The sequence below is a fragment of the Micromonospora sp. C81 genome (assembly GCF_018070425.1).
In the GTDB taxonomy this organism is placed as follows: domain Bacteria; phylum Actinomycetota; class Actinomycetes; order Mycobacteriales; family Micromonosporaceae; genus Micromonospora; species Micromonospora zamorensis.
Window position 1 is genome coordinate 290,587 of sequence record NZ_JAGPXS010000004.1, and the last position, 24,544, is coordinate 315,130.

A 24,544-nucleotide genomic window follows, 5' to 3' on the forward strand; every position below is an offset into this window, starting at 1 on the left:
CGGCAGTGACACGCTGATCAAGGGGTTTACGCCGTACGGCGTAAACCCCTTGATCATGCGGGGCGGGTTGGCGGTATCGTCCGGAGCGATGTTTACCGGAACCGCGGTCTTCGACCTGCTGCTGCCGGGTGACTCCCGGTCGCTCAAAGCCAAGAGATCATATGTACGGCCGATCGTGGCGGCGCTGCGCCGCTTCGAGGTGTCGGCCGCCGAGGTGGGTGCGCTCGACCTGCACGGTCGAGCGCAGATTGCGGTGGCCGTGGTGGCCGCCGAGACGGCGCACGTCCGCGAGGTGCTCGACTCCTGTGAGCGCTTGGTGGCCGGCCGTCCCGAGGTCGAGCTGTTGTCGGTTCGACGCCGGTTGTACGGCGTGGACGACGACTGACCACGGTGCCGGCTGTGCCGGGCGACCGGTGCGGCCGCGAAGGTAGTGTTCGAGATGTTGGCCGGTCGGCCGGCGGCCCCCGGGTCGCCGGGTCGGCCGGGAGCAGGACGCCGTGGAGGTGGCGAGATGTCTGATCCGGCCAAGGTACGCCGGCACGCGGAACGGGTGCGTGAGCTGGTCGCGTCGGTGGTGCGGAGCCAGATCAAGGACCCGCGGCTCGGGATGATCACCATCACCGATGCCCGGATTACCGCTGACCTGCGCGACGCGACGGTCTTCTACACCGTGCTCGGTGACTCGGTGGCCCAGGCGGACACCGCGGCGGCTCTGGAGAGCGCCAAGGGGCTGCTGCGCAGCACTGTCGGCAAGGCGCTCGGGCTGCGTCACTCGCCGACCCTCACGTTCGTCCTCGACGACGTTCAGGACCAGGTCAAGCACATCGACGACCTGCTCGCCGCGGCCCGCAACGCCGACGCCGAGGTGCAGCGGCTCGCCGCCCAGGCGAAGTACGCGGGCGAGGCCCAGCCGTACCGGGTCGACGACGAGACGGACGAGGACGACGAGACGGACGAGGCCGATGAGGCCACCGACGTCAAGGAGACCCCGCGGGGTGGGGAAACGCGGTGACGAGCACCGCCAGCGTCCCGCTCGCCGGGGCGGCCGGGGTCGCTCCCGCCGAGTTGGACTGGGCCGCGGCCGAGGCGCTGCTGCGGGCTGTCCCGCCGAACGGCCGGGTGCTGCTGATCTGTCACGTCAACCCGGACGGCGACGCGCTGGGCAGCATGCTCGGCTTCGGTCTGGGTCTGCGGCAGCTCGGCGTACGCGAGGTGCAGGCGACCTTCCCTGGGCCGCCGGAGGTGCCGGAGCCGTTCCACGGGCTGCCCGGCCTCGAGTTGCTGGTCCCGGCGGACGCCGCGGACGTCGCACCTGATCTGGTGATCTGCTTCGACGCGGCGAGCGAGTCGCGCCTCGGCGAGTTGGCCGGGCGGCTGTCGTCGGCGGGTGCGGCGCTGGTGCTGGACCACCACGCCTCCAATCCGGGGTTCGGCACCGTCAACCTGGTCGACCCGGGCGCTGCGGCGACGTCGGTGGTGGCCGAGCAGTTGCTGGCCAGGCTCGGGGTCGTGGTGGATCGGGCCATCGCCGAGTGCCTCTACGTGGCCCTGACCACGGATACTGGTTCGTTCCGGTTCGCGGCGACGACCCCGGCGGTGCACGAGATGGCCGCCCGGTTGCTGGCGACCGGCATCTCGCCCGGTGACATCTCCCGGCGGGTCTTCGACACCCGGCCCTTCGGCGCGGTCCGCCTCTTCGGTGAGGTGCTCGGCCGTGCGCAGCTGGAGCCGAGCGCTGCCGGTGGCAGGGGGCTGGTCTGGACCTTCGCCACTCTCGATGACCTGGCCCGGCACGACCAGCGTCCGTACGTGCTTGAGGCGTTGATCGACTCGGTGCGCTGCACGGCCGAGGCGGATGTCGGCTGTGTGTTGAAGCAGACCACGTCGGGCGAGTGGGCGGTGTCGATGCGCAGCAAGGGCGCGGTGGACGTCAGCCGGGTCGCTGTCGCGCTGGGCGGTGGTGGTCACACGTTCGCGGCCGGGTTCACCGGTCGGGGCACCGTCGAGCAGGTGGTGGAGTCGATCCGCGGCCAGCTGGACGCCGCGCTGGTCCGTTCCGCACGCTGAAACGGCGTTCGCCGCCGCCGTCGGTCGGTTCCGAAGATCAGGGTCAGCTCCGGGGAGTGTTGGTCTTCCCGCGCTCCGTGAGACCGGGAAGAATTGCGGGATGGAGCAGCCGCACGACCTCACCGTGGAGGCCCCCCGCGCATGGGACCGGCCCGCCGTCTCCGTTCCCGTCCTGGTCTGCCTTTCGCTCGTCGGTGGCCGGTTCGCGTCCTTCTCCACTGAGGCGAATCTTTTCACGCTCGGCACCGGCGGGGTGCTGATCTGGCTCGGTCTGAGCAATCGGGTGCCCCGCCGACCGGCCCCGCGTCGTCTGGGTGCGGGGGCGGCCTGGTGGGCGGTGCCGGTGGTGGTCTTCGGCGTCTTCGAGGGGGCGACCTTCGTGATGGCGGTCGGGGATGACTTCCCCACCTTCTCCCGGCTGGCCGACCCCCTCCTGGAAGATCACCTGACCCGCTCGGCGGTCTGGTTCGCCTGGCTGGCGGCCTTCTGGGGGCTGGTGCGGCGATGATGCGGGCGCTCGCGATCGGCGGCTTCCTGACCGCGCTGGTCCTCTTCGCGGTGGTCGAGTGGATGGCCCGTCGGGAGGGCTCCCGGATCCCCACTCTGGGCGAGATGTGTGCGTACGTGATGCGCTACGAGGTCGGTCCGGTGCCGGTGGGCCGGATCGGTCTGTTCGGGTTCTGGTGGTGGCTGGGCTGGCATTTCCTGGCCCGCTGAGCCGGGTTGTCGACTGTCCAGATGGCGGGAACCGAGAGCAGCATGTGGACCTGAACGATAACTTGGGAGAGGGCCGGCGCCGCATGGCGGCGCAGCTCATGGGTGGTGGTGCCACACCTCGTGCCGCCTCCCTCCAGGGTCGCACCGACCCGGGCTCACGCTGCCCAGTCGGCTGCTCCGGTAATCCCGGACCGCCGTGGGGCGCTCAGCACGACCGCCCGTGAGGGCCGCCGCGTGTCGGTGGCTCGCTCCCTGGAAGGACCACCACCATGCCGAACAAGCCCAAGCCCGAGACCACCGACGACGCCCGCGAGCAGGCCCGCCGCGCGCTGCAGACGTCGATGGACACGCGTCAGTAGACCGTTCCTGCCGGTGGGACGCCGCCGAGGCGTCTCGCGGCAGCGCGGCCACCCGTCCGGTTTGACGCCCTACCTGGTTGCCGCTCGCAATCCTCGTCGAGCCGCGCCTGTGCGCTCGACCATTCGACCCGGAAGCTCTGGAACCACCGTCGGGCGGCCGGGGCGGCCGGGTGTAACCGTCCTGCCCCGGCCGCCCGTGGGGGCCGCTCAGGACAGGAACTTGTCCAGGGCGCTCTCGATGGTGCCGGCGTCCGGCGACGCGTACGCCTTCATGGTGACGTTGTTGTACGAGATGACGCTCGGGCACCTGTTCGCCGGGGCTGCCACGGTGCCGCCGTCGCCGACCTTCTCGCCGGTCTTGGCGGCGTAGAAGGTCAGGACGTAGCGCGACGAGACATAGTCGACAGTGACCTGCTTGCCGGTCTTGTCCTTGTACAGGCACTTCGTCGGCTCACCCTCGCTGCCCTCCACGAACTTCAGGCAGCCGACCACTGACACCGCCTCGTACTCGGTGGTCTTGGCGGAGTAGGGCTTGGTCGATGAGACGTACTTCGACGACCAGGACGTCGGCCGGTCCGGGCTGTTCGAGAACGTGTACGCCTTGGCGCCAGCCGGGCCGTTGTAGGGTGCCGAGTTCAGGATCCGGCTGCCCTGGCAGACGTTCGACAGGTCGCTGGAGAAGCGGGCCGTCATCGAGTTGTTGTCGCTCGGAGCATCCGACTGCCCGGGTGCGGGTGAGGCCGTCGTCCCCGGCGTGGTGCCGGAGGTGGGTTCGGCGGACGTGGCCGTCGTGGGCTCGTCGTCGTCGCCATAGGCGACCAGGAGTCCGATACCGCCGCCGCAGAGGGCGAGGATCAGGACGACCGCACCGACGACGAGTCCGATGATCAGACCCTTGTTCGACTTCTTGGCCGGCGGAACGGGGGCGCCGTACTGCGGCATCGGGGGCTGCTGCCCGTACTGCGGCATCGGGGGCTGCTGCCCGTACTGCGGCACCGGGGGCTGCTGCCCGTAGGGCGGTTGCCCGCCCTGCTGCGGCGCGGGGGGCCCGCTCCACGGCGTGACGTTCGGGTCAGGCTGCTGCCCGTACGGAGGGTATTGGTCACTCATCGTAAGCCCTTATCGCTGTCAGTGCGTTGTCAAGATCGTGGAACGTGGTCAGGGTAGTAAGCCCTGCAAGTGGGACGCCCGGCACTCACTCGTGGCCACGCTCGCCTCGCCGGCTAGCGTCAAACGGGGAAAGGCCCACGTAAGTCGCTAGGTGCCTTGCACTCCTTACTGGGGCCGTGCCAGGATCGGCGGCGATGAGTCAGCCAGCCCACACCGACACCGCGACGGCCACCAGCGGGTCCGCCTCGCCGCGCCGCATCGCCAGCCTCGCCCTGCCGGCCCTCGTGGTGCTCGCCGCCGAGCCGCTCTACGTGCTGGTCGACACGGCCGTGGTCGGTCACCTCGGCCGGGTGCCGCTCGCCGCACTCGCCGTCGGCGGCACCGTGATGACCCTCACCGCATGGGTCGGCACCGTGGTCGCGTACGGCACCACCGGGCGCGCGGCTCGCCGCTTCGGCGCGGGTGACCGGGCCGCCGCGGTGGCCGAGGGCGTCCAGTCGTCCTGGCTGGCGTTCGGTGTCGGTCTGCTGATCGCGATCGGCATGCAGTTCGGCGGCGGCGCGCTCGCGCGTACCCTCGCCGGCGGTGGTGGCGAGGTGGCCGACGCCGCCGCGCACTGGCTGCGCATCGCAGCCCTCGGCGCCCCTGGCCTGCTGCTCGCCGCCGCCGGCAACGGCTGGCTGCGCGGTGTGCAGGACACCCGACGCCCGTTGTTCTTCGTGCTCGGCCCCAACCTGCTCTCCGCGCTGCTCTGCCCGCTGCTGGTCTACCCCGGTGGGCTGGGTCTGATCGGCTCGGCGGTGGCCAACGTCGTCGCGCAGACGCTCTGCGGGGCGCTGTTCGCCGCGGCGCTGGTCGCCGAGCGGGTGTCGCTGCGGCCCCGGCCCCGCGTGATCCGCCAGCAACTGGTGCTCAGCCGCGACCTGCTGATCCGAGGGGTGGCGTTCCAGGCCAGCTTCCTCTCCGCGACCGCCGTCGCCGCCCGCTTCGGCGCCGCCGCCGTCGGCGCCCACCAGATCGCCCTGCAACTCTGGTTCTTCACCGCGCTGGTGCTCGACGCGCTGGCCATCGCCGCCCAGTCGCTGGTGGGCGCCGCGCTCGGCGCCGGCGACGACGCCGGGGCCCGGGCGCTCGCCCGCCGGATCGGGTTGCTCGGCGGCGTCTGCGGCGTCGGCTTCGCGCTGCTCATCGCCGCTGGCGCCGGCGTCGTGCCGTCGTGGTTCAGCTCCGACGCGGGGGTACGCGAGCAGGCCATGGCCGCCTGGCCGTGGTTCGTCGTGATGCTGCCGCTGGCCGGGGTGGTGTTCGCCCTGGACGGCGTGCTGATCGGCGCGGGGGACGTGCGGTACCTGCGCAACCTCACCATCGTGGCGGCGCTCGGCGGTTTCCTGCCGGCCATCTGGTTGGCGTACGCCCTCGACCTCGGGCTGGGCGGTATCTGGGCCGGGCTCACCCTGTTCGTGGTGATCCGGCTGGTCGCCCTGCTGCTGCGCCTGCGCAACGGCGGTTGGGCGGTCACCGGCGAGGTCCGCTGACCGGGTCGGCCCGCCCACACACCGCCGGGTGCCGGGCATCTGGCAGGCTTGGCCGACGTGAGCACCGATGGTCTGATCGTGGTCGACAAGCCCGGCGGCATGACGTCGCACGACGTGGTGGCGCGCATCCGCCGGCTGGCGAAGACCCGGCGGGTCGGGCACGGCGGCACCCTCGACCCGATGGCCACCGGCGTGCTGGTGATCGGTGTGGGCCGAGCCACCCGCCTGCTGACCTACGTCATCGGCGCGGGCAAGAGCTACACCGGCACCATCCGGCTGGGCCAGGCCACCGTCACCGACGACGCCGAGGGCGACGTGATCGCCACCGCGCCCGCCGGTCACCTCACCGACGACGCGATCCGGTCGGCGCTGACCGCGCTCAGCGGCGAGGTCGACCAGGTGCCGAGCGCGGTCAGCGCCATCAAGATCGACGGGCAGCGGGCGTACAAGCGGGTCCGCGACGGGGAGAGCGTCGAGCTGCCCGCGCGCCGGGTCACCATCTCCCGGCTGGAGGTGCTGGCGATCCGCCGTATCGAGCCGGACGTGGTGGACGTCGACGTGGACGTGACCTGCTCCTCCGGCACGTACATCCGGGCCATCGCCCGGGACGCGGGCCTGGCCCTCGACGTCGGCGGCCACCTGACAGCGCTGCGCCGGACCGCTGTGGGCGGCTTCACCCTCGCCGAGGCGGCGACCCTCGACGAGCTGGAGCAGCGTGCCCCGGACGTGGTGAACCTGCCGCTGGACGCTGCGGCCGACCGCTTCTTCCAGCGCCGCGAGGCGACACCCGAGGAGGCCCGGGTGCTCGCCCACGGCGGGCCGCTGGACCCGGCCGGCCTCACCGGGCCGTACGCCGTCTTCGGACCGGCCGGCGGCCTGATCGCTATCGTCAGCGAGCGGGACGGGCGGGCCCGCGCGGAGATCGTGCTCGCCCCGGCCTGACGGCGGGGAGCAGGTCCGCCGGCCCGGGGCCGGCGGTGTCGACCCGCCGGCCGGCGGGACACAGGGAGGAACGGCATGCAGCGGTGGCGGGGGTACGACGCGGCGCCCGGTGGGTGGGGACGCTCGGTCGTCACCATCGGCGTCTTCGACGGCGTGCACAGAGGGCACCAGGCGACCATCGGGCACGCCGTTGCCCGGGCCCGGGAGCTGGGCGTGCAGTCGGTGGTGGTCACCTTCGACCCGCACCCGGCCGAGGTGGTCCGCCCCGGCTCGCATCCGGCGGTGCTCACCGAGCCGGCGCGCAAGGCTGAGCTGATCGAGGCACTCGGCGTCGACGTGCTCTGCGTGGTGCCGTTCACCCAGGAGTTCTCCCGGCTGCCGGCCGAGCAGTTCGTGCACGACGTCCTGGTCGAGAACCTGCACGCGGCACTGGTGGTGGTCGGCAGCAACTTCCGCTTCGGGCACCGGGCGGCCGGCGACGTGGCCCTGTTGGAGCGGCTGGGGCAGACCTTCGGCTTCGCCGTCGAGGGCGGCCCGCTGGTCGCCGAGGACGGCACCGTCTTCTCCTCCACGTACATCCGCTCCTGCGTCGACGCGGGCGACGTGGGCGCGGCGGCCGCCGCGCTGGGCCGCCCACACCGCCTGGAGGGCGTGGTGGTCCGTGGCGACCAGCGGGGCCGGGAGCTGGGCTTTCCCACCGCCAACCTGCTCTGCCACCGGTACGCGGCGGTGCCCGCCGACGGGGTGTACGCGGCCCGGCTGATCCGCCGTGGGCAGCATGAACCGCTGATGGCGGCGGTGTCCGTGGGCACCAACCCGACCTTCTCCGGCCGGGAGCGGCGGGTGGAGGCGTACGCGCTGGACTTCTCCGGCGACCTGTACGGCGAACGGCTGGCCCTGGACTTCGTGGCGCGCCTACGCGGCCAGATCCGCTACGACTCGATCGAGCCGTTGATCGCCCAGATGAACCAGGACGTCGAGCGCACCCGGCGTGCTCTGGCCTGATCATCTCCGACCGGCGGGGCCCTGCCGAGGCCCTTGGCCGGGTGTTACCGGTGAGTGCTGGTAGTCTTGCCGAGACGTCGGGTGACCGGCGTGGGGCCTCGCGTGCCTGCTCGACGCCGCGGGTGCGAGGTACCGGTCCGTTCCCGGTCCATCGGGACGACGGACACCCACTTGATCAACCCACCGAAACAGGGAGAACATGGCGCTCGATCAGGAAGCCAAGGCCAGCATCCGCGCGGAGTACGCGACCGCCGAGGGCGACACCGGTTCGCCGGAGGTTCAGGTCGCGGTCCTCACCAAGCGGATCGCCGAGCTGACCGAGCACCTGAAGGTGCACAAGCACGACCACCACAGCCGCCGTGGGCTGCTGCTGCTGGTCGGCCGTCGCCGTCGGCTGCTCAACTACGTCCAGAAGAAGGACATTGCGCGCTACCGGTCGCTCATCGAGCGGCTCGGCCTGCGCCGGTGACGTGACGGGGGAGTGGCCGACCGGCCGCTCCCCCGTACCGCGTCCCATCTGAAGAAACACGGGCCGCGCGACCACCCGAGAGGGAGCCGGTCAGCGTACCGGTCTCCGGTAGTGGCCCCCGGGAACTCCGGCATCATGCCGGCCACCCGGGCGCTTCGATCGAAGACCGGCCGGCTGAGCAGCTCCCCGATGTCGTGGGCCCACGACGCGAAGGAGCACGACAGCACATGACCGAGACCAAACTCGGCACCGAATCCCGCACCGCCGTGATCGACAACGGGTCCTTCGGCACCCGTGAGATCACCTTCTCCACCGGTCGGCTGGCTCGCCAGGCCGCCGGTTCCGTCATCGCCCAGCTGGGCGAGACGGTCGTTCTCTCCGCCACCACCGCCGGTAAGCACCCGAAGGAGCAGTTCGACTTCTTCCCGCTGACCGTCGACGTCGAGGAGCGGATGTACGCCGCGGGCCGCATCCCCGGCTCGTTCTTCCGCCGTGAGGGCCGGCCGAGCGAGGACGCGATCCTCACCTGCCGCCTGATCGACCGGCCGCTGCGCCCGTCCTTCGTGAAGGGCCTGCGCAACGAGGTCCAGGTCGTCGAGACCATCCTCGCGCTGGACCCGCAGCACCCGTACGACGTCGTGGCGATCAACGCCGCCTCGATGTCGACCAAGCTCTCCGGCCTGCCGTTCTCCGGCCCGATCGGTGCGACCCGCGTGGCCCACATCGACGGCCAGTGGGTCGCCTTCCCGACCCTGGAGGAGCTGGCCCGCGCCACCTTCGACATGGTCGTGGCCGGCCGCACGCTCGAGGACGGCGACGTCGCGATCATGATGGTCGAGGCCGAGGCCACCCCGAACGCCGTCGCCCTGATCTCGGCCGGTGCCACCGCCCCGACCGAGGAGGTCGTCGCCAGCGGCCTGGAGGCCGCCAAGCCGGCGATCCGTGAGCTGTGCCGCGCGCAGAGCGAGCTGGCCGAGGTCGCCGCCAAGCCGGTCACCGAGTTCCCGGTCTTCCTGGACTACCAGGACGACGTGTTCGCCGCAGTGGCCGACCTGGCCCGTGGCGAGGTGGCCGAGGCGATCACCATCGCCGGCAAGGCCGACCGCGAGGAAGCCCTGGACCGGGTCAAGGCCCGGGTCGCCGAGGAGTTGGGTGCTCGGTTCGAGGGTCGGGAGAAGGAGCTCAGCGCCGCCTTCCGCTCGCTGACCAAGTCCGAGGTGCGCAACCGCGTGCTGCGCGAGCAGGTCCGCATGGACGGCCGCGGCCCGCGTGACATCCGGGCGCTGACCGCCGAGGTCGGCGTGCTGCCCCGGGTGCACGGTTCGGCGCTGTTCGAGCGGGGCGAGACCCAGATCCTGGGCGTCACCACGCTGAACATGCTCCGGATGGAGCAGATGGTGGACACGCTGTCCCCCGAGAACCGCAAGCGCTACATGCACAACTACAACTTCCCGCCGTACTCGACCGGTGAGACCGGCCGGGTCGGCTCGCCGAAGCGTCGCGAGATCGGCCACGGTGCGCTCGCCGAGCGTGCGCTGATCCCGGTGCTGCCGTCGCGCGAGGAGTTCCCGTACGCCATCCGGCAGGTGTCGGAGGCGCTCGGCTCCAACGGCTCCACCTCGATGGGTTCGGTCTGCGCGTCGACGCTGGGCCTGCTCTCCGCGGGTGTCCCGCTGAAGGCGCCGGTCGCCGGCATCGCGATGGGGCTCATCTCCGACGAGGTGGACGGCAAGACCCAGTACGTGACGCTGACCGACATCCTCGGTGCCGAGGACGCGTTCGGTGACATGGACTTCAAGGTCGCCGGCACGCCGGAGTTCGTCACCGCGCTCCAGCTCGACACCAAGCTCAACGGCATCCCGTCGGACGTGCTGGCTTCCGCGCTGCAGCAGGCGAACGAGGCCCGGCAGGTCATCCTCGGTGTCATGAAGGCCGCGATCGAGGCTCCGGCCGAGATGTCGGACTACGCGCCGCGGGTCACCACCGTCAAGATCCCGGTCGACAAGATCGGCATGGTGATCGGCCCGAAGGGTCAGACCATCAACGCGATCCAGGACGAGACCGGCGCCGAGATCTCCATCGAGGACGACGGCACGATCTACGTCGGCGCCACCAACGGCCCGTCGGCCCAGGCGGCCGTCGACCGGATCAACGGGATCGCCAACCCGACGCTGCCGAAGCAGGGCGAGCGGTTCCTCGGCACGGTGGTCAAGACCGCCGCGTTCGGCGCGTTCATCTCGCTGCTGCCGGGTCGTGACGGCCTGCTGCACATCTCCAAGGTGGGCGACGGCAAGCGGGTCGAGCGCGTTGAGGACTTCCTCAACGTCGGTGACCGGGTCGAGGTCGAGATCGCCGACATCGACGCGCGCGGCAAGATCTACCTGGACAAGGTCCGGCCGGAGGGCACCGAGGCGCCGGCCGCCGGCGAGGCCGCCGGTGGCGACCGTCCGGCTGGTCGTGACCGCGGCGACCGGGCTCCGCGTGACCGCGGCGACCGCGAGCGTGGCGGCGACCGGGGCGGGCGTGGCCCGGAGCGCGGCAACGGCGGCGGCGAGGGCGGCAACGGCGGCGGCGGCGAGGGTGGCGAGGGCGGCGAGCGTCCGCGCCGCCGGACCCGGCACAGCTGACCGTCGTACAACGCATCACCCACCCCTCGTCGAACCGGGAGCAAGTCGTGAGTCGGGCCTTCAGCGCGCCGTTTCCACCGGATCGACGGGGGGTGGCCCCCTCTCGGGACACCGGGGCGGGCCGCTCCGGCGGCACCGCCCGCGCGGTGACCCGGACGCTCAGTGACGATCCGCTGGGCGGCACGGTACGACGTACCGTGCTGCCCAGCGGGCTGCGCGTCCTCACCGAGGCGATTCCGGCGATGCGCAGCGTCTCGTTCGGCGTCTGGGTGGCGGTCGGCTCGCGCGACGAGACCGGCCCGCAGGCCGGTGCCGCGCACTTCCTTGAGCACCTGCTGTTCAAGGGCACGCACAAGCGCACCGCCCTGGAGATCTCCTCGCAGATCGAGGCGGTGGGTGGCGAGACCAACGCCTTCACCACGAAGGAATACACCTGCTACTACGCCCGCGTGCTGGACGAGGACCTGCCGCTCGCGGTCGACGTGATGTGCGACCTGGTGGCCGACTCGCTGTTGGAGCCGGCCGACGTCGAGACCGAGCGTGGCGTGATCCTGGAAGAGATCGCCATGCACGACGACGAGCCCGGTGACGAGGTGCACGACCTCTTCGTCCAGGCCGTCTACGGCGACCACCCGCTGGGCCGACTGATCTCCGGCACCGCCGAGACCGTCACGCCGATGACCCGCCGGCAGATCCAGACTTTCTACCGGGGCCGCTACACGGCACCGCAGATCGTCATCGCCGCCGCCGGCAACCTCGACCACGCCGCAGTGGTCAAGATGGTCCGCCAGGCGGTGCGTGGCACCCCACTGGACAGCGACCCGGCAACCCCGGCGCCACACCGCGCGGCAACCCCCACCGTACGGACGAAGCCGGCGACCACAGTGGTGGAGCCGAAGGAGACCGAGCAGGCGCACGTCATCCTCGGCTGCCCCGGCATCGACCGCCTCGACGATCGGCGCTTCGCCCTCGGGGTGCTCAACAACGTGCTCGGCGGCGGCATGTCCAGTCGCCTGTTCCAGGAGATCCGCGAGCAGCGCGGCCTGGCGTACTCGGTCTACTCCTACGCCAGCCAGTACGCCGACACCGGCCTGTTCGCCGTCTACGCCGGCTGCGCGCCGGGCAAGGTGGACGAGGTGCTGGCCCTGACCCGCGCCGAGCTGGCCCGGGTCGCCGCCGACGGGTTGACCGAGGCCGAGGTGGCCCGGGGCAAGGGCATGAGCAAGGGCTCGTTCGTGCTCGGCCTGGAGGACACCGGTTCCCGGATGAGCCGGCTGGCCAAGGGCGAGCTGCTCTACGGCGACCTGATGCCGGTCGACGAGCTGCTCCGACGGGTCGACGAGGTCACCGTGGAGGACGTCAACGTCCTCGCTGCCGAGCTGCTCAGCCGGCCGATGTCGCTGGCCGTGGTCGGCCCCTTCGGCGCGGGCGACTTCGCGGTCTGAGGGCTGCCGCGCGGCGCGGTCGACGGCACCCCGGTCGGGGCGTCCCGGCCGGTGGAGCGCACCGGATCCGGCCGGAAGGGCACGTCCCGATTGGGATAGGTTGTGCCCCGTGACTGACGAGCAGGACAAGACCCCGGCCGAGCCGCTGCGGGTCGGCGTGTTGGGTGCCCGCGGCCGGATGGGCATCGAGGTCTGCAAGGCGGTCGACGCCGCCGACGACCTCGAACTCGCGGCGTCGATCGACCAGGGCGACAGCCGCTCCGCCGTGTCCGCCGCCGAGGTGGTCGTCGACTTCACCACGCCCGATGTCGTCATGGACAACCTGCGTTGGTGCATCGACCAGGGCATCAGTGCGGTCGTCGGCACGACCGGCTTCACCGAGCAGCGGCTGGAGCAGGTGCGTGGCTGGCTGGCCGACAAGCCCGGGGTGGGCGTGGTCATCGCCCCGAACTTCGGCATCGGCGCGGTGCTGATGATGCAGTTCGCCGCGCGGGCCGCCCGGCACTTCGAGTCCGTCGAGATCATCGAACAGCACCACCCGCGCAAGCTGGACGCTCCGAGCGGCACCGCCACCCACACCGCCCGGCAGATCGCCCGGGCCCGCGCGGAGGCCGGCCTCGGCCCGGTGCCGGACGCCACCAAGGACGAGGTGTCGGGCGCGCGCGGCGCCGACATCGACGGGGTACGCGTCCACGCCGTTCGTGCCACCGGCCTCGTCGCCCACCAGGAGGTGCTCTTCGGCACCACGGGCGAGACGCTGACCATCCGGCACGACTCGTACGACCGGGCGTCGTTCATGCCGGGCGTGCTGCTGGCCGTCCGCGCGGTGCGCAACCGCCCCGGCCTCACCGTCGGTCTGGACGCCCTGCTCGACTGACGGTCCGTTCCTCCGCCACGCGGCCAAGATCTGAGCCCCCAGCTCGGGTAGCATCCGGCGGATGATCAATGGGGGACACCTGGACCGGGCCGGGCGACGGGTGACGCTCCGGCCGGTCGACGACGACAACTGGCGGGCTGTGGCCGACGTCGCCCCGCGTGACGACCAGCGCCGGTTCGTGGCCGCGCTGGGCGCGCGGTACCTGCTGCTGAGCAGCCGCTCGGAGGTGTGGACCTCGCTCGCCGTGTACGCCGACGAGACGGTCGTCGGCCACGTCATGTGGGGCGTGGACGACGACGGCTCGCACTGGATCGGCGGAATGCTGATCGACGCCGCCGAGCAGGGCCGGGGCGTCGGCCGGGCCACCGTGCAGACGCTGGGCCCCTGGCTGGCGGCGAGGGATGGCAACCCGCCGGTCCGCCTCTCGTACCACCCGGACAACACCCCGGCCGCCGCCCTCTACACCTCCCTGGGCTTCCACCCCACCGGAGCGGTCGACGACGAAGAGCTGGTCGCCGAAGCCAACGGCGGGTCGGACAAGGGCTGACCGACACGGTGCAGCGGCCCGGCAGAGGCCGCCACACCGGCCGCGTCACTCGTCTGCGGGCACCTTCTCCGCCGGGACGCCGACGTGCAGGCGCACCTGAGGCACCAGCATGTCGTCGACGTCCAGCGCGCGGGCCGCGCCGTCGAGCTCCCAACCGGTGCTGGTGAGGAACTTCCGGGTCGCCTCGTCACCCTCGAACGCCCAGGCCACCGCCCGGCTCAGGCCGTCCTCCCGCCACAGGTCGACCGCGGCGGCGAGCAGCCGGCTGCCGTGCCCACGCCGGCCCCACCGCGGCTCGACCAGCAGGTCGGTCACGGCGGCCACGTCCGGGCCGAGCGCGTCGGCCGGCTCACCCGGGGCCAACGCCTCGGCGTCAGCCGGGCCGGAGGCGGCGAACCCCACCAGATACGATTGCTCGGCCTGTTCGACGGCGACCAGCACCCGGTGCGCGCCCGAGGGCGGCTCCAGCACCGCGGCGCTCCACCGCCGGGCGAGGAACGCCTCGTCCAGGTTGTCGAGCACGTGCCGAGGCAGAATGCGGCGGTACGCGACCCGCCAGGTTGCGAGCTGGATGCGTGCGATCTCGCCGGCGTCCTCGGGACGCGCCGGGCGGACGTACCCGAGAGCCATGGGACGGAAGCCTACGCAGGGCGAGGGAGACGACGGTGGCGCAGGGTGCCAACAGGACGACCGCGCAGGTCACCGGGGTGGTGGTGCTCGCCGCGGCGGTCACCGCGTTCCTCGCCGTCGCGGCCGTCCGGCACGGCTTCTTCGACCTGAAGGTCTACTACGGCGCGTTGACCTGGTGGGTGCACGACGGCGGGGAGATCTACGACTACCTCAAGCCGGGCACCCAGTACGGCTTCACGTACCCGCCGTTCGCCGCGCTGGTCATGCTGCCGATGGCGTACCTGCCGTGGACGGCCGCGATCGTGGTGAGTGTGCTCGCCAGCGTGGTCACCACCGCGGTGCTGCTCTGGTGGCTGATCGACCCGATCGCCCGCCGGGCCGGCTGGACCCGGTGGTTCGCGCTCGCCGTGGCGCTCTGCCTGGCCGCCGCGTTCGAACCGATGCGGGAGACGGTCAACTTCGGTCAGGTCAACACGCTGCTGCTGTTCCTGGTGGCCGTGGATCTGCTGCGGCTGCTGCCGGCCGGCAACCGGTGGGCCGGGGTGGGCATCGGGCTCGCCACCGCGATCAAACTGACCCCGGGTGTCTTCATCGTCTATCTGCTGGTGACCGGGCGATGGCGGGCGGCCCTCACCGCCGGCGGCACCGCCGCCGGGGTGACGCTTCTGGCGGGTGCCCTCTTCCCCGACGCGTCCCGGGAGTTCTGGACCGAGGCGCTGTGGAACACCGGCCGGGTCGGCGAGCTCGCCTTCGTCTCCAACCAGTCGCTGCGCGGGGTCGTCGCCCGGCTCGACCCGCAGCACCCGAGCACCCTGCTCTGGCTGCTGCTGGTGCTCGGCACCCTGGCGCTCTGGGCCTGGCGGTCCCGGGCCGCCGTCGCGGCCGGCGACGAGGCGACCGGCCTGGCGTTGACCGGCGCGGTGATGTGCCTGGTCAGCCCGGTCACCTGGGTGCACCACCTGGTCTGGCTGCTGCCCGCGCTGATCCTGCTGGTCGACAACGCGATGGCCGCGCCGGCCGGCCGCCGACGGCGGGTCCTGCTGGTCGCCGCGACCATCGGGTACGCGGTGCTGATCAGCCGCACCGTCTGGTTCTGGGAGAAGGACTTCACCGGGGTCGACGGCTTCCTGGGCAGCAACGCCTACGTGTGGATCAGCCTGGCGCTGCTGGCCTTCCTGCCGATCCGCCGTTGGCTGACCCCGGGCGGCTCAGCCGTCGAGGCGTCCGGCGTACCGCAGCTCGACCAGCCCGACCGGCGGGCTCCCACCGGCAAGCGGCACCTGGTAGGTCGACTGCTCACCGTCCGGTGACAACCCGGCCCGCTCACAGAATCGTCGGGCCCGCCGGTTGTCCGCCAGCACCCACAGCCGATAGTCGGTCCAGCCCCGCTCGTGCAGCCCCGCCCGGGCGGCGGCCAGGAGCGCGGTGGCGGTCCCGTCACCCCAGCACGCCGGCTCCACGTAGATCGCCAGCACCTCGCCGACCGTCGGGTCCAGGTCGTCGCGGTCCTGGTCGCGGCGGTACGGCCCGAACGTCGTGAAGCCCACGACCAACCCGTCCACCTCGCCGAGCAGGGTGGTGAACGGGTGCTCGGGGTCGGCGGTGCCAATGTCGCGACGGCGCTGTGCCCACGCCGCCACGTTCAGCCGCCGCAGCACCTCGTCCGGCATGAAGCCGGCGTAGCCCGCCTGCCAGCCGTGCACGTGCACCCGGGCGACGGCTTCGGCGTCGTCCGGCTCCTCCCGACGGATGGTCAGCATTGCACCGTTCTATGCCCCGTTGGCCGTCACGTCCAGCTTCCCGCACCGGCGTCGTACCGATGAATTATCGTCGCCGACGATGACCGCACCGGAATCACTCTCGCTCGCCCAGGCCCGCCGCGTGGCGCTCGCCGCCCAGGGCTTCGCCGACCCCGCGCCAACCGGCGTGCCGACGCGCCGGCATCTGCGCCGGGTGCTGGACCGGGTCGGGTTGATCCAGATGGACTCGGTCAACGTGCTGCAACGCGCGCACTACCTGCCGCTCTACAGCCGGCTCGGGCCCTACCCGACCAGGTTGCTCGACCAGGCCGCCTACCGCCGCCCCCGCGAGTTGTTCGAATACTGGGGTCATGAGGCGTCGCTGGTGCCGGTCGAGCTGCACCCGGTGCTGCGCTGGCGGATGGCTCGCGCGCACAGCGATTCCTGGGGCGGCATGCAGCGGATCGCCCAGGAGCAGCCGGAGCTGGTCGCCTGGGTTCGCGACGAGGTGGCCGCCCGCGGCCCGCTGACGGCTGCCGAGATCGAGCACGACGCACCTCGGGAGACCGGCAACTGGGGGTGGAACTGGTCGGCGGTCAAACGGGCGTTGGAGTTCCTCTTCTGGGCCGGCGAGGTGACCGCCGCGGAGCGCAGCACCTCCTTCGCCCGCCGCTACGACCTGCCCGAGCGGGTGCTGCCCGCGGCGGTGCTGGCCGCGCCCACCCCGACCGACGCCGAGGCGCACCGCACGCTGGTCGCCCTCGCCGCGCGGTCGCTCGGGGTAGCCGCCGAGCCGGAGCTGCGCGACTACTTCCGACTGCCGCTGGCCGGTGCCCGCCAGGCCGTCGCGGAGCTGGCCGAGGCCGGTGAGCTGGTGCCGGTCACCGTGGCAGGCTGGCGACAGCCGGCCTGGCTGCACGCGTCCGCGCGGCTGCCCCGGTGGATTCGCGGCAACACCCTGGTCAGCCCCTTCGACCCGTTGATCTGGGAACGTGCCCGCACCGAGAGGTTGTTCGACTTCAGCTACCGGATCGAGATCTACGTCCCGGCGCCACAGCGGGTCTACGGCTACTACGTGCTGCCCTTCCTGCAGGGCGACCGGTTCACCGCCCGGGTCGACCTGAAGGCCGATCGCAAGGCCGGTGTGCTGCTGGTGCCGGCCGCGTGGGTCGAGCCCGGCGCCGACCCGGGGGAGACCGCTGTGGCGCTCGCCGCCGAGCTGCACCGACTCGCCGGCTGGCTCGGTCTGGACGCGGTGGAGCCGCCCACGGCCGGCGACCTGGCCGGTCCGCTCACCGCCGCGTTGACCGGCGTGTCCGGTGTACCGTGAGCGCGTGACGAGCGCTCCCGGACCGGTCGACCAGCCGCAGCCCGCCCCCGGGGCGGTTCACCCGGTGCCTGTCGGCGCGGTGTCGACCAGCTCCGGTCCGACCGGCCTGGCATCGGCCGGCGAGGTCCCGGCCGACCCGGCATCGGGTGGCTCGGGTCCGGCCGGCTGGCCGACGGCCCCGCCGGATGGTTACGCGGAACTGAAGCCGGACCGGATCACGCGGTTCGTGCTGCGGCTCTACGAGCGTTCACCGCGCTGGGCGGTGCCGCTGGCCGCGGTCGGTTGCGTCGCCATCGGCATGGGCTACGCGTTGCTCAGCAACCCGACCCACGCCGCCCCGGACGCCGCGCCCACCTGTCTGCTGAAGTTGACCACCGGGCTGGACTGCCCGGGCTGCGGGGGCACCCGCGCACTCTGGTACGTGCTGCACGCCGACCTGCCAGCCGCCGCCCGGCACCACTTCCTGTTCGTCTTCGCGCTGCCGTTCCTCGCGTACCTCTTCGTGGCCTGGGCGGGAAACCAGGCGTTCGGTTGGCGACTGCCGGAGCTGCGACTCAGCTCGAAGGTCATCGTCGGGTTCATGGGCGCGTGGCTGGCCTTCTCGGTGTTGCGCAACCTGCCCTGGGCGCCGTTCACCTCGCTGTACGTCTGAGCGCGCCTGCCGCCCGAGGATCGCCACAACGCCGGCATGTGCTGCCACTCCGATGATCGACTCGACATTCAGGGAAGCGGGCCGTCCACCCGCCCCGGACACCCCGACTTCCAGGAACCCGAGTCGATCACGCGGCGAGCGCCGCGCAGGCGGGCGCGTCCCGGCGGCGGGCCGCCGCTGCCTGAGTGATCGACATTGCACGAGGCGTGCCTGAGTTGGGGCGGGAGGCACCGCGCCACTACAGTCCCTGGCATGCCGGAGATGGTGCAGCCCCAGGTCAAGTTGATCGCGTGGACCCAGTTCGCGGCCCCGGACGACGTGCCGTGGTCGACCGACGCGGAAGGTGGCCAGGCGCTCGCCGAGTTCGCCGGCCGGGCCTGCTACCAGTCGTGGAAGAAGCCGAACCCGGCGACCGCCACCAACGCCGGCTACCTGGCGCACATCCTGGAGGTCGGGCACCTGTCGGTGCTGGAGCACGGGTCGGTCACCTTCTACTTCACCGGAGTGTCGCGCTCCTTCACCCACGAGTTGATCCGGCACCGGCACTTCTCGTACTCCCAGCTGTCCCAGCGCTACGTCCCGGAGCGGGACGCGGCCATGGTCGAGCCGGCCGTCATCGCCGACGACCCGGAACTGCACAAGAAGTTCACCGAGGCCGCCGAGGCGAGCGTTCGGGCGTACAACGAGTTGCTGGAGGGCCTCGAAAAGCGCTTCTCCGACGAACCGAACCCGACGCTGCGCCGTAAGCAGGCCCGGCAGGCGGCCCGGGCGGTGCTGCCCAACGCCACCGAGACGCGGATCGTGGTCACCGGCAACTACCGGGCGTGGCGGCACTTCGTCGCGATGCGCGCCACCGAGCACGCCGATGTGGAGATCCGTGAGCTGGCCGTGGAGTGCCTGCGGCAGCTCCAGGACGTCGCCCCCAACGTGTTCGCCGACTTCGTGATCTCCACGCTGCCGGACGGCACCGAAGTGGCGGCCAGCCCGCACGAGGCGTCCTGAGCCCTTCCCCGGCGGGCCCCGGCTGGTCGTCCGCTAGGTTGGAGGGTATGACGCACGACCACCTCGACGCCGCGGCACGACCGGCGTCCCGCCCCTTCGGCCGGCTGCTCACCGCCATGGTGAGCCCGTTCACCCCCGACGGCTCGCTCGACCTCGACGGCGCCGCCCGGCTGGCGAGCTACCTGGTCGATGAGCAGGGCAACGACGCACTGGTGGTCAACGGCACCACCGGCGAGTCGCCGACCACCACCGAGGCGGAGAAGGACCACCTGATCCGGGCCGTGGTGGAGGCCGTCGGTGACCGCGCCAAGGTGGTCGCCGGGGTCGGCACCAACGACACCCGGCACACCATCGAGCTGGCCGCCGCCGCCGAGAAGGCAGGTGCGCACGGTCTGCTGGTGGTGACCCCGTACTACAACAAGCCGCCGCAGAGCGGGTTGTTGCGGCACTTCACCGCGGTGGCCGACGCCACCGGCCTCCCGGTGATGCTGTACGACATCCCACACCGCTCCGGCGTGCCGATCGACACCGAGACGCTGGTCCGGCTCGCCGAGCACGGCCGGATCGTCGCGGTCAAGGACGCCAAGGGCGACCTGACCGCCACCAGCTGGGTGACCAGCCGGACCGCCCTCGCCTTCTACAGCGGCGAGGACGCCCTCACCCTGCCGGCGCTGGCCGTCGGCAGCGTGGGCCTGGTCGGCACCTCGACGCACTTCACCGGGGCGCTGGCCGCACAGATGATCGAGGCGTACGACGCGGGGGACATGCCGACCGCGCTGGCGCTGCACCGGCGGCTGCTGCCGCTGTTCACCGGCATCTTCCGCACGCAGGGCACGATCCTGGTGAAGGCGGGCCTGGCATCGCTGGGTCTGCCGGCCGGCCCGGTGCGACCCCCGCTGGTGGACGCCACCAACGACGAGATCGCCCAGCTGCGCGCGGACTTCGCGGCAGCGGGCATGGAGCTGCCCGAATGATCAAACGACACGATGGACGCCGAGTGACGGCGTCGCAGATTGAGGTGGACGCGTGACCGAGGCGCACATCGAGGCGGAACTACCCCCGCCGCTGCCGGAAGGTGGCCTGCGGATCATCCCGCTCGGCGGGCTCGGCGCCATTGGTCGGAACATGACCGTCTTCGAGTTCGACGGCAAGTTGCTGATCGTCGACTGCGGGGTCCTGTTCCCCGACGTCGAGCAGCCAGGTGTGGACCTGATCCTGCCCGACTTCGGGCCGATCCTGGACCGGCTTGCCGACGTCCAGGCGATCGTGCTGACGCACGGTCACGAGGACCACATCGGCGCGGTGCCCTACCTGCTCGCCCACAAGCCCGACATCCCGCTGGTCGGCTCACAGTTCACCCTCGCCCTGGTCGAGGCCAAGTTGGCCGAGCGGCGGATCCAGCCGTACACGCTGACCGTGCGGGAGGGCGGCCGGGAGCGGCTCGGCCCGTTCGAGTGTGAGTTCTTCGCGGTCAACCACTCGATCCCGGACGCCCTCGCGGTGGCCATCCGCACCCCTGCGGGCCTGGTGCTGCACACCGGCGACTTCAAGATGGACCAGCTCCCGCTGGACGGTCGGATCACCGACCTGGCCGGCTTCGCCCGGCTCGGCGCCGAAGGTGTCGACCTGCTGCTGTCCGACTCCACCAACGCGGAGATTCCCGGCTTCGTCACCCCGGAGCGGGAGATCGGGCCGGTGCTCGACTCGATCTTCGCGAAGGCCAAGGGCCGCATCATCGTGGCGTCGTTCGCGTCGCACGTGCACCGCGTGCAGCAGGTCTTCGACTCCGCTGCGGAGCATGGCCGCAAGGTCGCGTTGATCGGGCGGTCCATGGTTCGCAACATGGGCATCGCCCGGGACCTCGGCCTGCTCAACATCCCGGCCGGGCTGGTCATCAGCATCGACGAGGCGACCACGCTGCCGCCGGACGAGATCGTGCTGATGTCCACCGGTTCGCAGGGTGAGCCGATGAGCGCGCTGGGCCGGATGGCCAGCGGCGATCACCGGCACATCACCATCGCGCCCGGCGACACCGTCGTGCTGGCCTCCTCGCTGGTGCCCGGCAACGAGACCTCGGTCTACCGGGTGATCAACCGGCTTGCCCGGGCCGGCGCGGTCGTCGTGCACAAGGACGTCGCGAAGGTGCACGTCTCCGGGCACGCCCCCGCCGGAGAGCTGCTCTACCTGCTCAACGTGGTTCGGCCCAGCAACCTGATGCCCGTGCACGGCGAGTGGCGCCACCTGCGTGCCCACGCCCGGCTCGGCATCGAGTCCGGGGTCGCCGCCGACCGGGTGGTGATCTGCGAGGACGGCGACGTGGTCGACCTGGTCGAGGGTCGCGCCACCCTGGTCGGGCACGTGAAGAGCCGGTACGTCTACGTGGACGGCCTCGCCGTCGGTGACGTCAGCGAGTCGCTGCTCACCGAGCGGCGGATCCTCGGCGACGGCGGCTTCATCGCCACCACCGTCGTCGTGGACTCGGTCACCGGCAAGGTGGTCGCCGGCCCGACGCTGTCCGCGAAGGGCTTCTCCGAGGACCCGGAGGCGTTCAACCCGGTGGTCCCGCTGGTCACCGAGGCGCTCAACCGGGCCGCGGCGGACGGCATCACCGACCCGCACCAGCTCCAGCAGATCGTCCGACGCACGGTGGGGCGGTGGGTCAACGACAAGTACCGTCGTCGCCCGATGATCGTGCCCACCGTCGTCGAGGTCTGACACACGCGTGACCGGGCCGGTCGCCGACATCCCCCGTGGATGTCGGTGGCCGGCCCGGCTCGTTCAAGAGGGTGTTCCGGCTCGGCGTGGTGGTCGGAGCGGCCGCTGGCGGGGTGGTGGCGTCGCCGGCACCTGACCCCCCGAGCCGTTCAGGCGCAGCGTCAGCGCGGTGTCCTTGTTGGTGTAGCGGTTGGCGGGGGAGAGCGACACCTTCACGGTCTTCGTGCCCCCGGTGACCGCCAGCCGTACGTCGAAGCTGTCGGTGGCGCCGTCGGCGAGCACGTTCGGTCGCAGGATCTCGCACGCCCCGAAGACCGGCTCCGCAGCTGTCGAGGCCACCGTCAGCCGGTACACCCGCTCACCCCCGGCCGGCAGTTCCGCACCGCCGCAGAGCCAGGTGCGCGGCGTGCCCTGGACGGTCCGGCAGTCCCCGCCGAGGGTTAGGTCGGTGTTGGCCGGCAGGCGCAGCACGAAGAAGCCCTTCGCGGCCGTGCTGCCGGGGTTCCTGACGGTGGCCTCCAGCGCGCCGCCCTATTCGCGACTAGGGGAGCGCCGCGACCGCCTCGGCGTAGGCGACGCCGGTGGCGATGGCCGCGTCGACCAGCACCGTGAGCTGCGCCGGGGCCACCCCGTGGGTCAGATCGGTGGCCACGTCGCCGGCCAGCACCAACTCCTCGCCGATGTCGTGCGCGTAGGCCTTGGGCAGCAGCCGGTCATGGTTCCAGGCGTTGCAGAAGGCGTACGCCTCGGAGCGGCGGGTCGCCGGCAGCCGGCGGGCGGCCATTGCCCGGGCGTGCAGCACCTCGCCACGTTCGCCGGCCCGCCGGAACTGGATCACCACGCCGCCCCACCGGCCGACGACGGTGTCGCCCTCTTCCACCAGGTACTGGTCGCCGCGCCGCTCCAGTACCGCGGTGATCATGTCGACGGTCAGCGCCATCAGCTCCCGCTCGCCCGACACGCTCGCCTCGTCAGACCCGTCGGCGTCGGGCCCGTCCGGCTCGTCGTCGGCGGGCAGCACTACCGGTGCCGTGAGCGGGCGCTCCGCGAGCCAGGCGGCCATCCGGCCGGAGTGGTGGCCGGTGCCGTTGCGGGCGTCGAAGCTGCCGGCCAGCTCACTGGCCACCCCGAGCAGCAGGGCGCCGAGTGTGGAAACGTCCGGCTCGGTGGCGGGTCGTCCGCCGTACGCCGGTCGTGGCAGCGGTCGCCCACCCAGCCCGGCCTCCTCGGCCAGCGCGCAGACCAGCGCGCCGGCGGCGGCGAACTCCATCGCGGCGAGGTCGTCGCTGGGCCGGTCCAGTCTGGGCAGCTGTTCGGTCAGGATGGTCAGCCCTCGTTCCAGGTGCCCACCCAACGCGCAGAACCGCAGGTGCGCGGCGAGGTACGGGAACGCGGCCGGCTCACGCCGGTGCCGGCGGTACGCCCGCACGTGCGCCGCCGCGGCCCGCGCCGGCTCCCCAGCCCGCAGGGCGGGCAGCAGACCGGCGACCAGATCCCGTTCGGGCTGGTCGGTGCAGGGCTCCGGCTCGCCGTCGCGCTTCTCCAGCTCGCCAAGCGCGGCTCGCCACTCACCCCAGCCGGCCAGCAGCTCCGCCCGCCGAGCGGAGGCGCAGCCCGGGCACCCACCGGCGGGGCCGGGCCGTTTCCCGGACCACCGCTCATACCAGTGGCGGGCGGTGGGCTCGTCGCCCAGGTGATCGGCGATTCGGCAGTGCAGCTCCGCGACGGTTGGCGCGTCCGGACCGTCCGTGCCGACCCGGTGGGCCAGGTCGTGCAGCAGGGCCCTGGTCTGGTCCAGCCCGACCCGGGGGGTGCCGAGCAGTGCCTCCACCGCGTACCGCTGGTAGCGCAGCAGCAGCCCGGTCTCGTTGTCGGTCAGCAGCTCGGGTCGGTGGTCGGCGGCCGCCCGGCAGCGCCGGACCGGCTCGACCAGGCGCCACCGCTCCCCGTCGAGCAGGTACGCCTCGATCAGCGCGAACCGGGCGTCCACCCCGGACCGGACGTCGCCGGCGGCGTCGGCGCGCTCGGCGAGCCGTTCCAGGGTCACCTGCCGGTCCGGGCCGTCGGGCAGGTCCCGGGCATCGGCGAGCGCGGCCTCCAGCGCCGGAAGGCGACCCCCGCCGACCGGGCCGTCGGGCGCAGCGCCGGCCCGGTTGGTGCGACTGCCCGTGAACTCGTCCCGGCCGGTCACGACAGCACCGCGCCGGGCAGTCGACGGACCGCCACGGCGAGCTGGCAGCCGGTGGAGATGCCACAGTCGAGCAGTTGGTCGAGCTGGTGCGGGGTCACCCCGCGTTCCAGGTCGGTGATCACCTCGCCGTAGACCCGGGCTCGACCGTCGTCGTCGACGTGCACGAACGCCTTCGGCCAGAGCCGGTCGTGGTTCCACGAGTTGCAGAAGGCGTACAGGGCGGGCACCTGCTCGATTCCGAAGGTGGGAGTGACCATGGTGCGTACTTGGAGCAGCTCCCCGTCGCCGCCCAGGCGGAGGAACCAGATCATGTTGTCGTCGAAGCGGCCCACCAACTCGCCGTCCACGGTCAGGCCGACGGACCGGCCACGGGCGGCGAGCACCGCGGCGACCAGTTCGCCGCTCAGTGGACGCAGCGCACCGGGGTGCCCGGCCAGCGGATCGTCGGGATCGCCCGCGGTTTCCGGCGACGCCATGGGGCATCCCTTCTGAGGCGGATATCACGACCGGCGGTGGCGGTCGTGTTGCGACGCGCGGACACGACCCGGAAAAGCGGGGATCTGCCCGGCCCCACCGTTACCGTGA

The 24,544-nt window shown here is 72.1% G+C and carries 25 protein-coding genes; 19 read left to right on the forward strand and 6 right to left on the reverse strand.

Annotated elements, in window-relative coordinates; genetic code table 11:
* Window positions 1-88: 88 nt before the first annotated feature.
* The 5 genes from KBX46_RS10100 (at window position 89) to KBX46_RS10120 (ending at window position 2,784) form a co-directional block, all read left to right on the forward strand.
* On the forward strand, window positions 89-385 hold the full coding sequence (locus tag KBX46_RS10100) for a DUF503 domain-containing protein (protein WP_088946706.1): 297 nt from the start codon (window positions 89-91) through the stop codon (window positions 383-385).
* A 126-nt stretch (window positions 386-511) separates the two neighbouring features.
* The gene (gene rbfA / locus KBX46_RS10105) at window positions 512-1,012 is read left to right on the forward strand and encodes a 30S ribosome-binding factor RbfA (protein WP_099851284.1); all 501 of its coding nucleotides are present in this window, start codon (window positions 512-514) and stop codon (window positions 1,010-1,012) included.
* Entirely contained in the window at window positions 1,009-2,067 is a 1,059-nt protein-coding gene (locus KBX46_RS10110; protein WP_099851286.1) for a bifunctional oligoribonuclease/PAP phosphatase NrnA, read from the forward strand. Before rbfA ends, KBX46_RS10110 begins: the two co-directional genes overlap by 4 nt.
* Window positions 2,068-2,167: 100 nt before the next feature.
* A complete protein-coding gene (locus KBX46_RS10115; protein ID WP_088946709.1) occupies window positions 2,168-2,575 on the forward strand; it encodes a hypothetical protein in 408 nt (135 codons plus the stop codon).
* On the forward strand, window positions 2,575-2,784 hold the full coding sequence (locus tag KBX46_RS10120) for a DUF6186 family protein (protein WP_172862168.1): 210 nt from the start codon (window positions 2,575-2,577) through the stop codon (window positions 2,782-2,784). Before KBX46_RS10115 ends, KBX46_RS10120 begins: the two co-directional genes overlap by 1 nt.
* A 566-nt stretch (window positions 2,785-3,350) precedes the next feature.
* Here KBX46_RS10120 and KBX46_RS10130 read toward each other — a convergent pair.
* Entirely contained in the window at window positions 3,351-4,253 is a 903-nt protein-coding gene (locus tag KBX46_RS10130) for a hypothetical protein (protein WP_210792199.1), read from the reverse strand.
* A gap of 194 nt (window positions 4,254-4,447) precedes the next feature.
* Between KBX46_RS10130 and KBX46_RS10135 the strand changes: the two genes are divergently transcribed.
* The 8 genes from KBX46_RS10135 to KBX46_RS10170 all read left to right on the forward strand — a co-directional run bounded on the left by KBX46_RS10135 (window position 4,448) and on the right by KBX46_RS10170 (window position 13,700).
* Window positions 4,448-5,788 (forward strand): MATE family efflux transporter, encoded by a 1,341-nt coding sequence (locus KBX46_RS10135; RefSeq protein WP_210792200.1) that lies wholly within the window; start codon window positions 4,448-4,450, stop codon window positions 5,786-5,788.
* 57 nt (window positions 5,789-5,845) lie between these two features.
* Window positions 5,846-6,730: a tRNA pseudouridine(55) synthase TruB gene (truB, locus tag KBX46_RS10140; protein WP_210792201.1), complete on the forward strand. Its 885-nt coding sequence runs from the start codon at window positions 5,846-5,848 to the stop codon at window positions 6,728-6,730.
* 75 nt (window positions 6,731-6,805) lie between these two features.
* Window positions 6,806-7,735 carry a bifunctional riboflavin kinase/FAD synthetase gene (locus KBX46_RS10145; protein WP_210792202.1) on the forward strand — a complete coding sequence of 310 codons (930 nt, stop codon included), beginning with the start codon at window positions 6,806-6,808 and terminating at the stop codon, window positions 7,733-7,735.
* Window positions 7,736-7,934: 199 nt separating this feature from the next.
* On the forward strand, window positions 7,935-8,204 hold the full coding sequence (gene rpsO / locus KBX46_RS10150; RefSeq protein ID WP_030337594.1) for a 30S ribosomal protein S15: 270 nt from the start codon (window positions 7,935-7,937) through the stop codon (window positions 8,202-8,204).
* A gap of 227 nt (window positions 8,205-8,431) precedes the next feature.
* Window positions 8,432-10,831: a polyribonucleotide nucleotidyltransferase gene (locus KBX46_RS10155; RefSeq protein WP_210792203.1), complete on the forward strand. Its 2,400-nt coding sequence runs from the start codon at window positions 8,432-8,434 to the stop codon at window positions 10,829-10,831.
* Window positions 10,832-10,878: 47 nt separating this feature from the next.
* Entirely contained in the window at window positions 10,879-12,276 is a 1,398-nt protein-coding gene (locus tag KBX46_RS10160) for a pitrilysin family protein (protein ID WP_210792204.1), read from the forward strand.
* 109 nt (window positions 12,277-12,385) lie between these two features.
* The gene (dapB, locus tag KBX46_RS10165; RefSeq protein WP_179782607.1) at window positions 12,386-13,153 is read left to right on the forward strand and encodes a 4-hydroxy-tetrahydrodipicolinate reductase; all 768 of its coding nucleotides are present in this window, start codon (window positions 12,386-12,388) and stop codon (window positions 13,151-13,153) included.
* 61 nt (window positions 13,154-13,214) lie between these two features.
* Window positions 13,215-13,700 carry a GNAT family N-acetyltransferase gene (locus tag KBX46_RS10170; RefSeq protein ID WP_210792205.1) on the forward strand — a complete coding sequence of 162 codons (486 nt, stop codon included), beginning with the start codon at window positions 13,215-13,217 and terminating at the stop codon, window positions 13,698-13,700.
* Between the two features lie 45 nt (window positions 13,701-13,745).
* On the opposite strand, the gene KBX46_RS10175 is transcribed toward KBX46_RS10170, so the two are convergent.
* Complete coding sequence (locus KBX46_RS10175) at window positions 13,746-14,330, reverse strand: GNAT family N-acetyltransferase (RefSeq protein ID WP_210792206.1); 585 nt, start codon at window positions 14,328-14,330, stop codon at window positions 13,746-13,748.
* Between the two features lie 35 nt (window positions 14,331-14,365).
* On the opposite strand from KBX46_RS10175, the gene KBX46_RS10180 reads away from it, so the two are divergent.
* Entirely contained in the window at window positions 14,366-15,640 is a 1,275-nt protein-coding gene (locus tag KBX46_RS10180; protein ID WP_210792207.1) for a glycosyltransferase 87 family protein, read from the forward strand.
* On the opposite strand, the gene KBX46_RS10185 is transcribed toward KBX46_RS10180, so the two are convergent.
* Complete coding sequence (locus KBX46_RS10185) at window positions 15,539-16,090, reverse strand: GNAT family N-acetyltransferase (protein ID WP_141908279.1); 552 nt, start codon at window positions 16,088-16,090, stop codon at window positions 15,539-15,541. The genes KBX46_RS10180 and KBX46_RS10185 overlap by 102 nt on opposite strands.
* Before the next feature lie 79 nt (window positions 16,091-16,169).
* On the opposite strand from KBX46_RS10185, the gene KBX46_RS10190 reads away from it, so the two are divergent.
* The 5 genes from KBX46_RS10190 (at window position 16,170) to KBX46_RS10210 (ending at window position 21,768) form a co-directional block, all read left to right on the forward strand.
* Window positions 16,170-17,399, forward strand: coding sequence for a winged helix-turn-helix domain-containing protein (locus KBX46_RS10190; RefSeq protein ID WP_210792208.1), 1,230 nt, complete (start codon window positions 16,170-16,172; stop codon window positions 17,397-17,399).
* A gap of 106 nt (window positions 17,400-17,505) precedes the next feature.
* Complete coding sequence (locus tag KBX46_RS10195; RefSeq protein WP_210792386.1) at window positions 17,506-18,051, forward strand: DUF2752 domain-containing protein; 546 nt, start codon at window positions 17,506-17,508, stop codon at window positions 18,049-18,051.
* Window positions 18,052-18,312: 261 nt separating this feature from the next.
* Window positions 18,313-19,053, forward strand: coding sequence for an FAD-dependent thymidylate synthase (gene thyX, locus KBX46_RS10200; protein WP_088951523.1), 741 nt, complete (start codon window positions 18,313-18,315; stop codon window positions 19,051-19,053).
* A gap of 47 nt (window positions 19,054-19,100) precedes the next feature.
* Window positions 19,101-20,027: a 4-hydroxy-tetrahydrodipicolinate synthase gene (gene dapA, locus KBX46_RS10205; protein ID WP_210792209.1), complete on the forward strand. Its 927-nt coding sequence runs from the start codon at window positions 19,101-19,103 to the stop codon at window positions 20,025-20,027.
* Window positions 20,028-20,079: 52 nt separating this feature from the next.
* Window positions 20,080-21,768, forward strand: a complete 1,689-nt coding sequence (locus KBX46_RS10210) for a ribonuclease J (protein WP_088946724.1) — start codon at window positions 20,080-20,082, stop codon at window positions 21,766-21,768.
* Between the two features lie 63 nt (window positions 21,769-21,831).
* On the opposite strand, the gene KBX46_RS10215 is transcribed toward KBX46_RS10210, so the two are convergent.
* The 3 genes from KBX46_RS10215 to KBX46_RS10225 form a co-directional block, all read right to left on the reverse strand.
* Window positions 21,832-22,239: a hypothetical protein gene (locus tag KBX46_RS10215; RefSeq protein WP_210792211.1), complete on the reverse strand. Its 408-nt coding sequence runs from the start codon at window positions 22,237-22,239 to the stop codon at window positions 21,832-21,834.
* Window positions 22,240-22,309: 70 nt separating this feature from the next.
* Window positions 22,310-23,959: a YbjN domain-containing protein gene (locus KBX46_RS10220; RefSeq protein ID WP_210792212.1), complete on the reverse strand. Its 1,650-nt coding sequence runs from the start codon at window positions 23,957-23,959 to the stop codon at window positions 22,310-22,312.
* On the reverse strand, window positions 23,956-24,435 hold the full coding sequence (locus tag KBX46_RS10225) for a YbjN domain-containing protein (RefSeq protein ID WP_088946726.1): 480 nt from the start codon (window positions 24,433-24,435) through the stop codon (window positions 23,956-23,958). The genes KBX46_RS10220 and KBX46_RS10225 overlap by 4 nt, the downstream gene beginning before the upstream one ends.
* Window positions 24,436-24,544 lie beyond the last annotated feature (109 nt).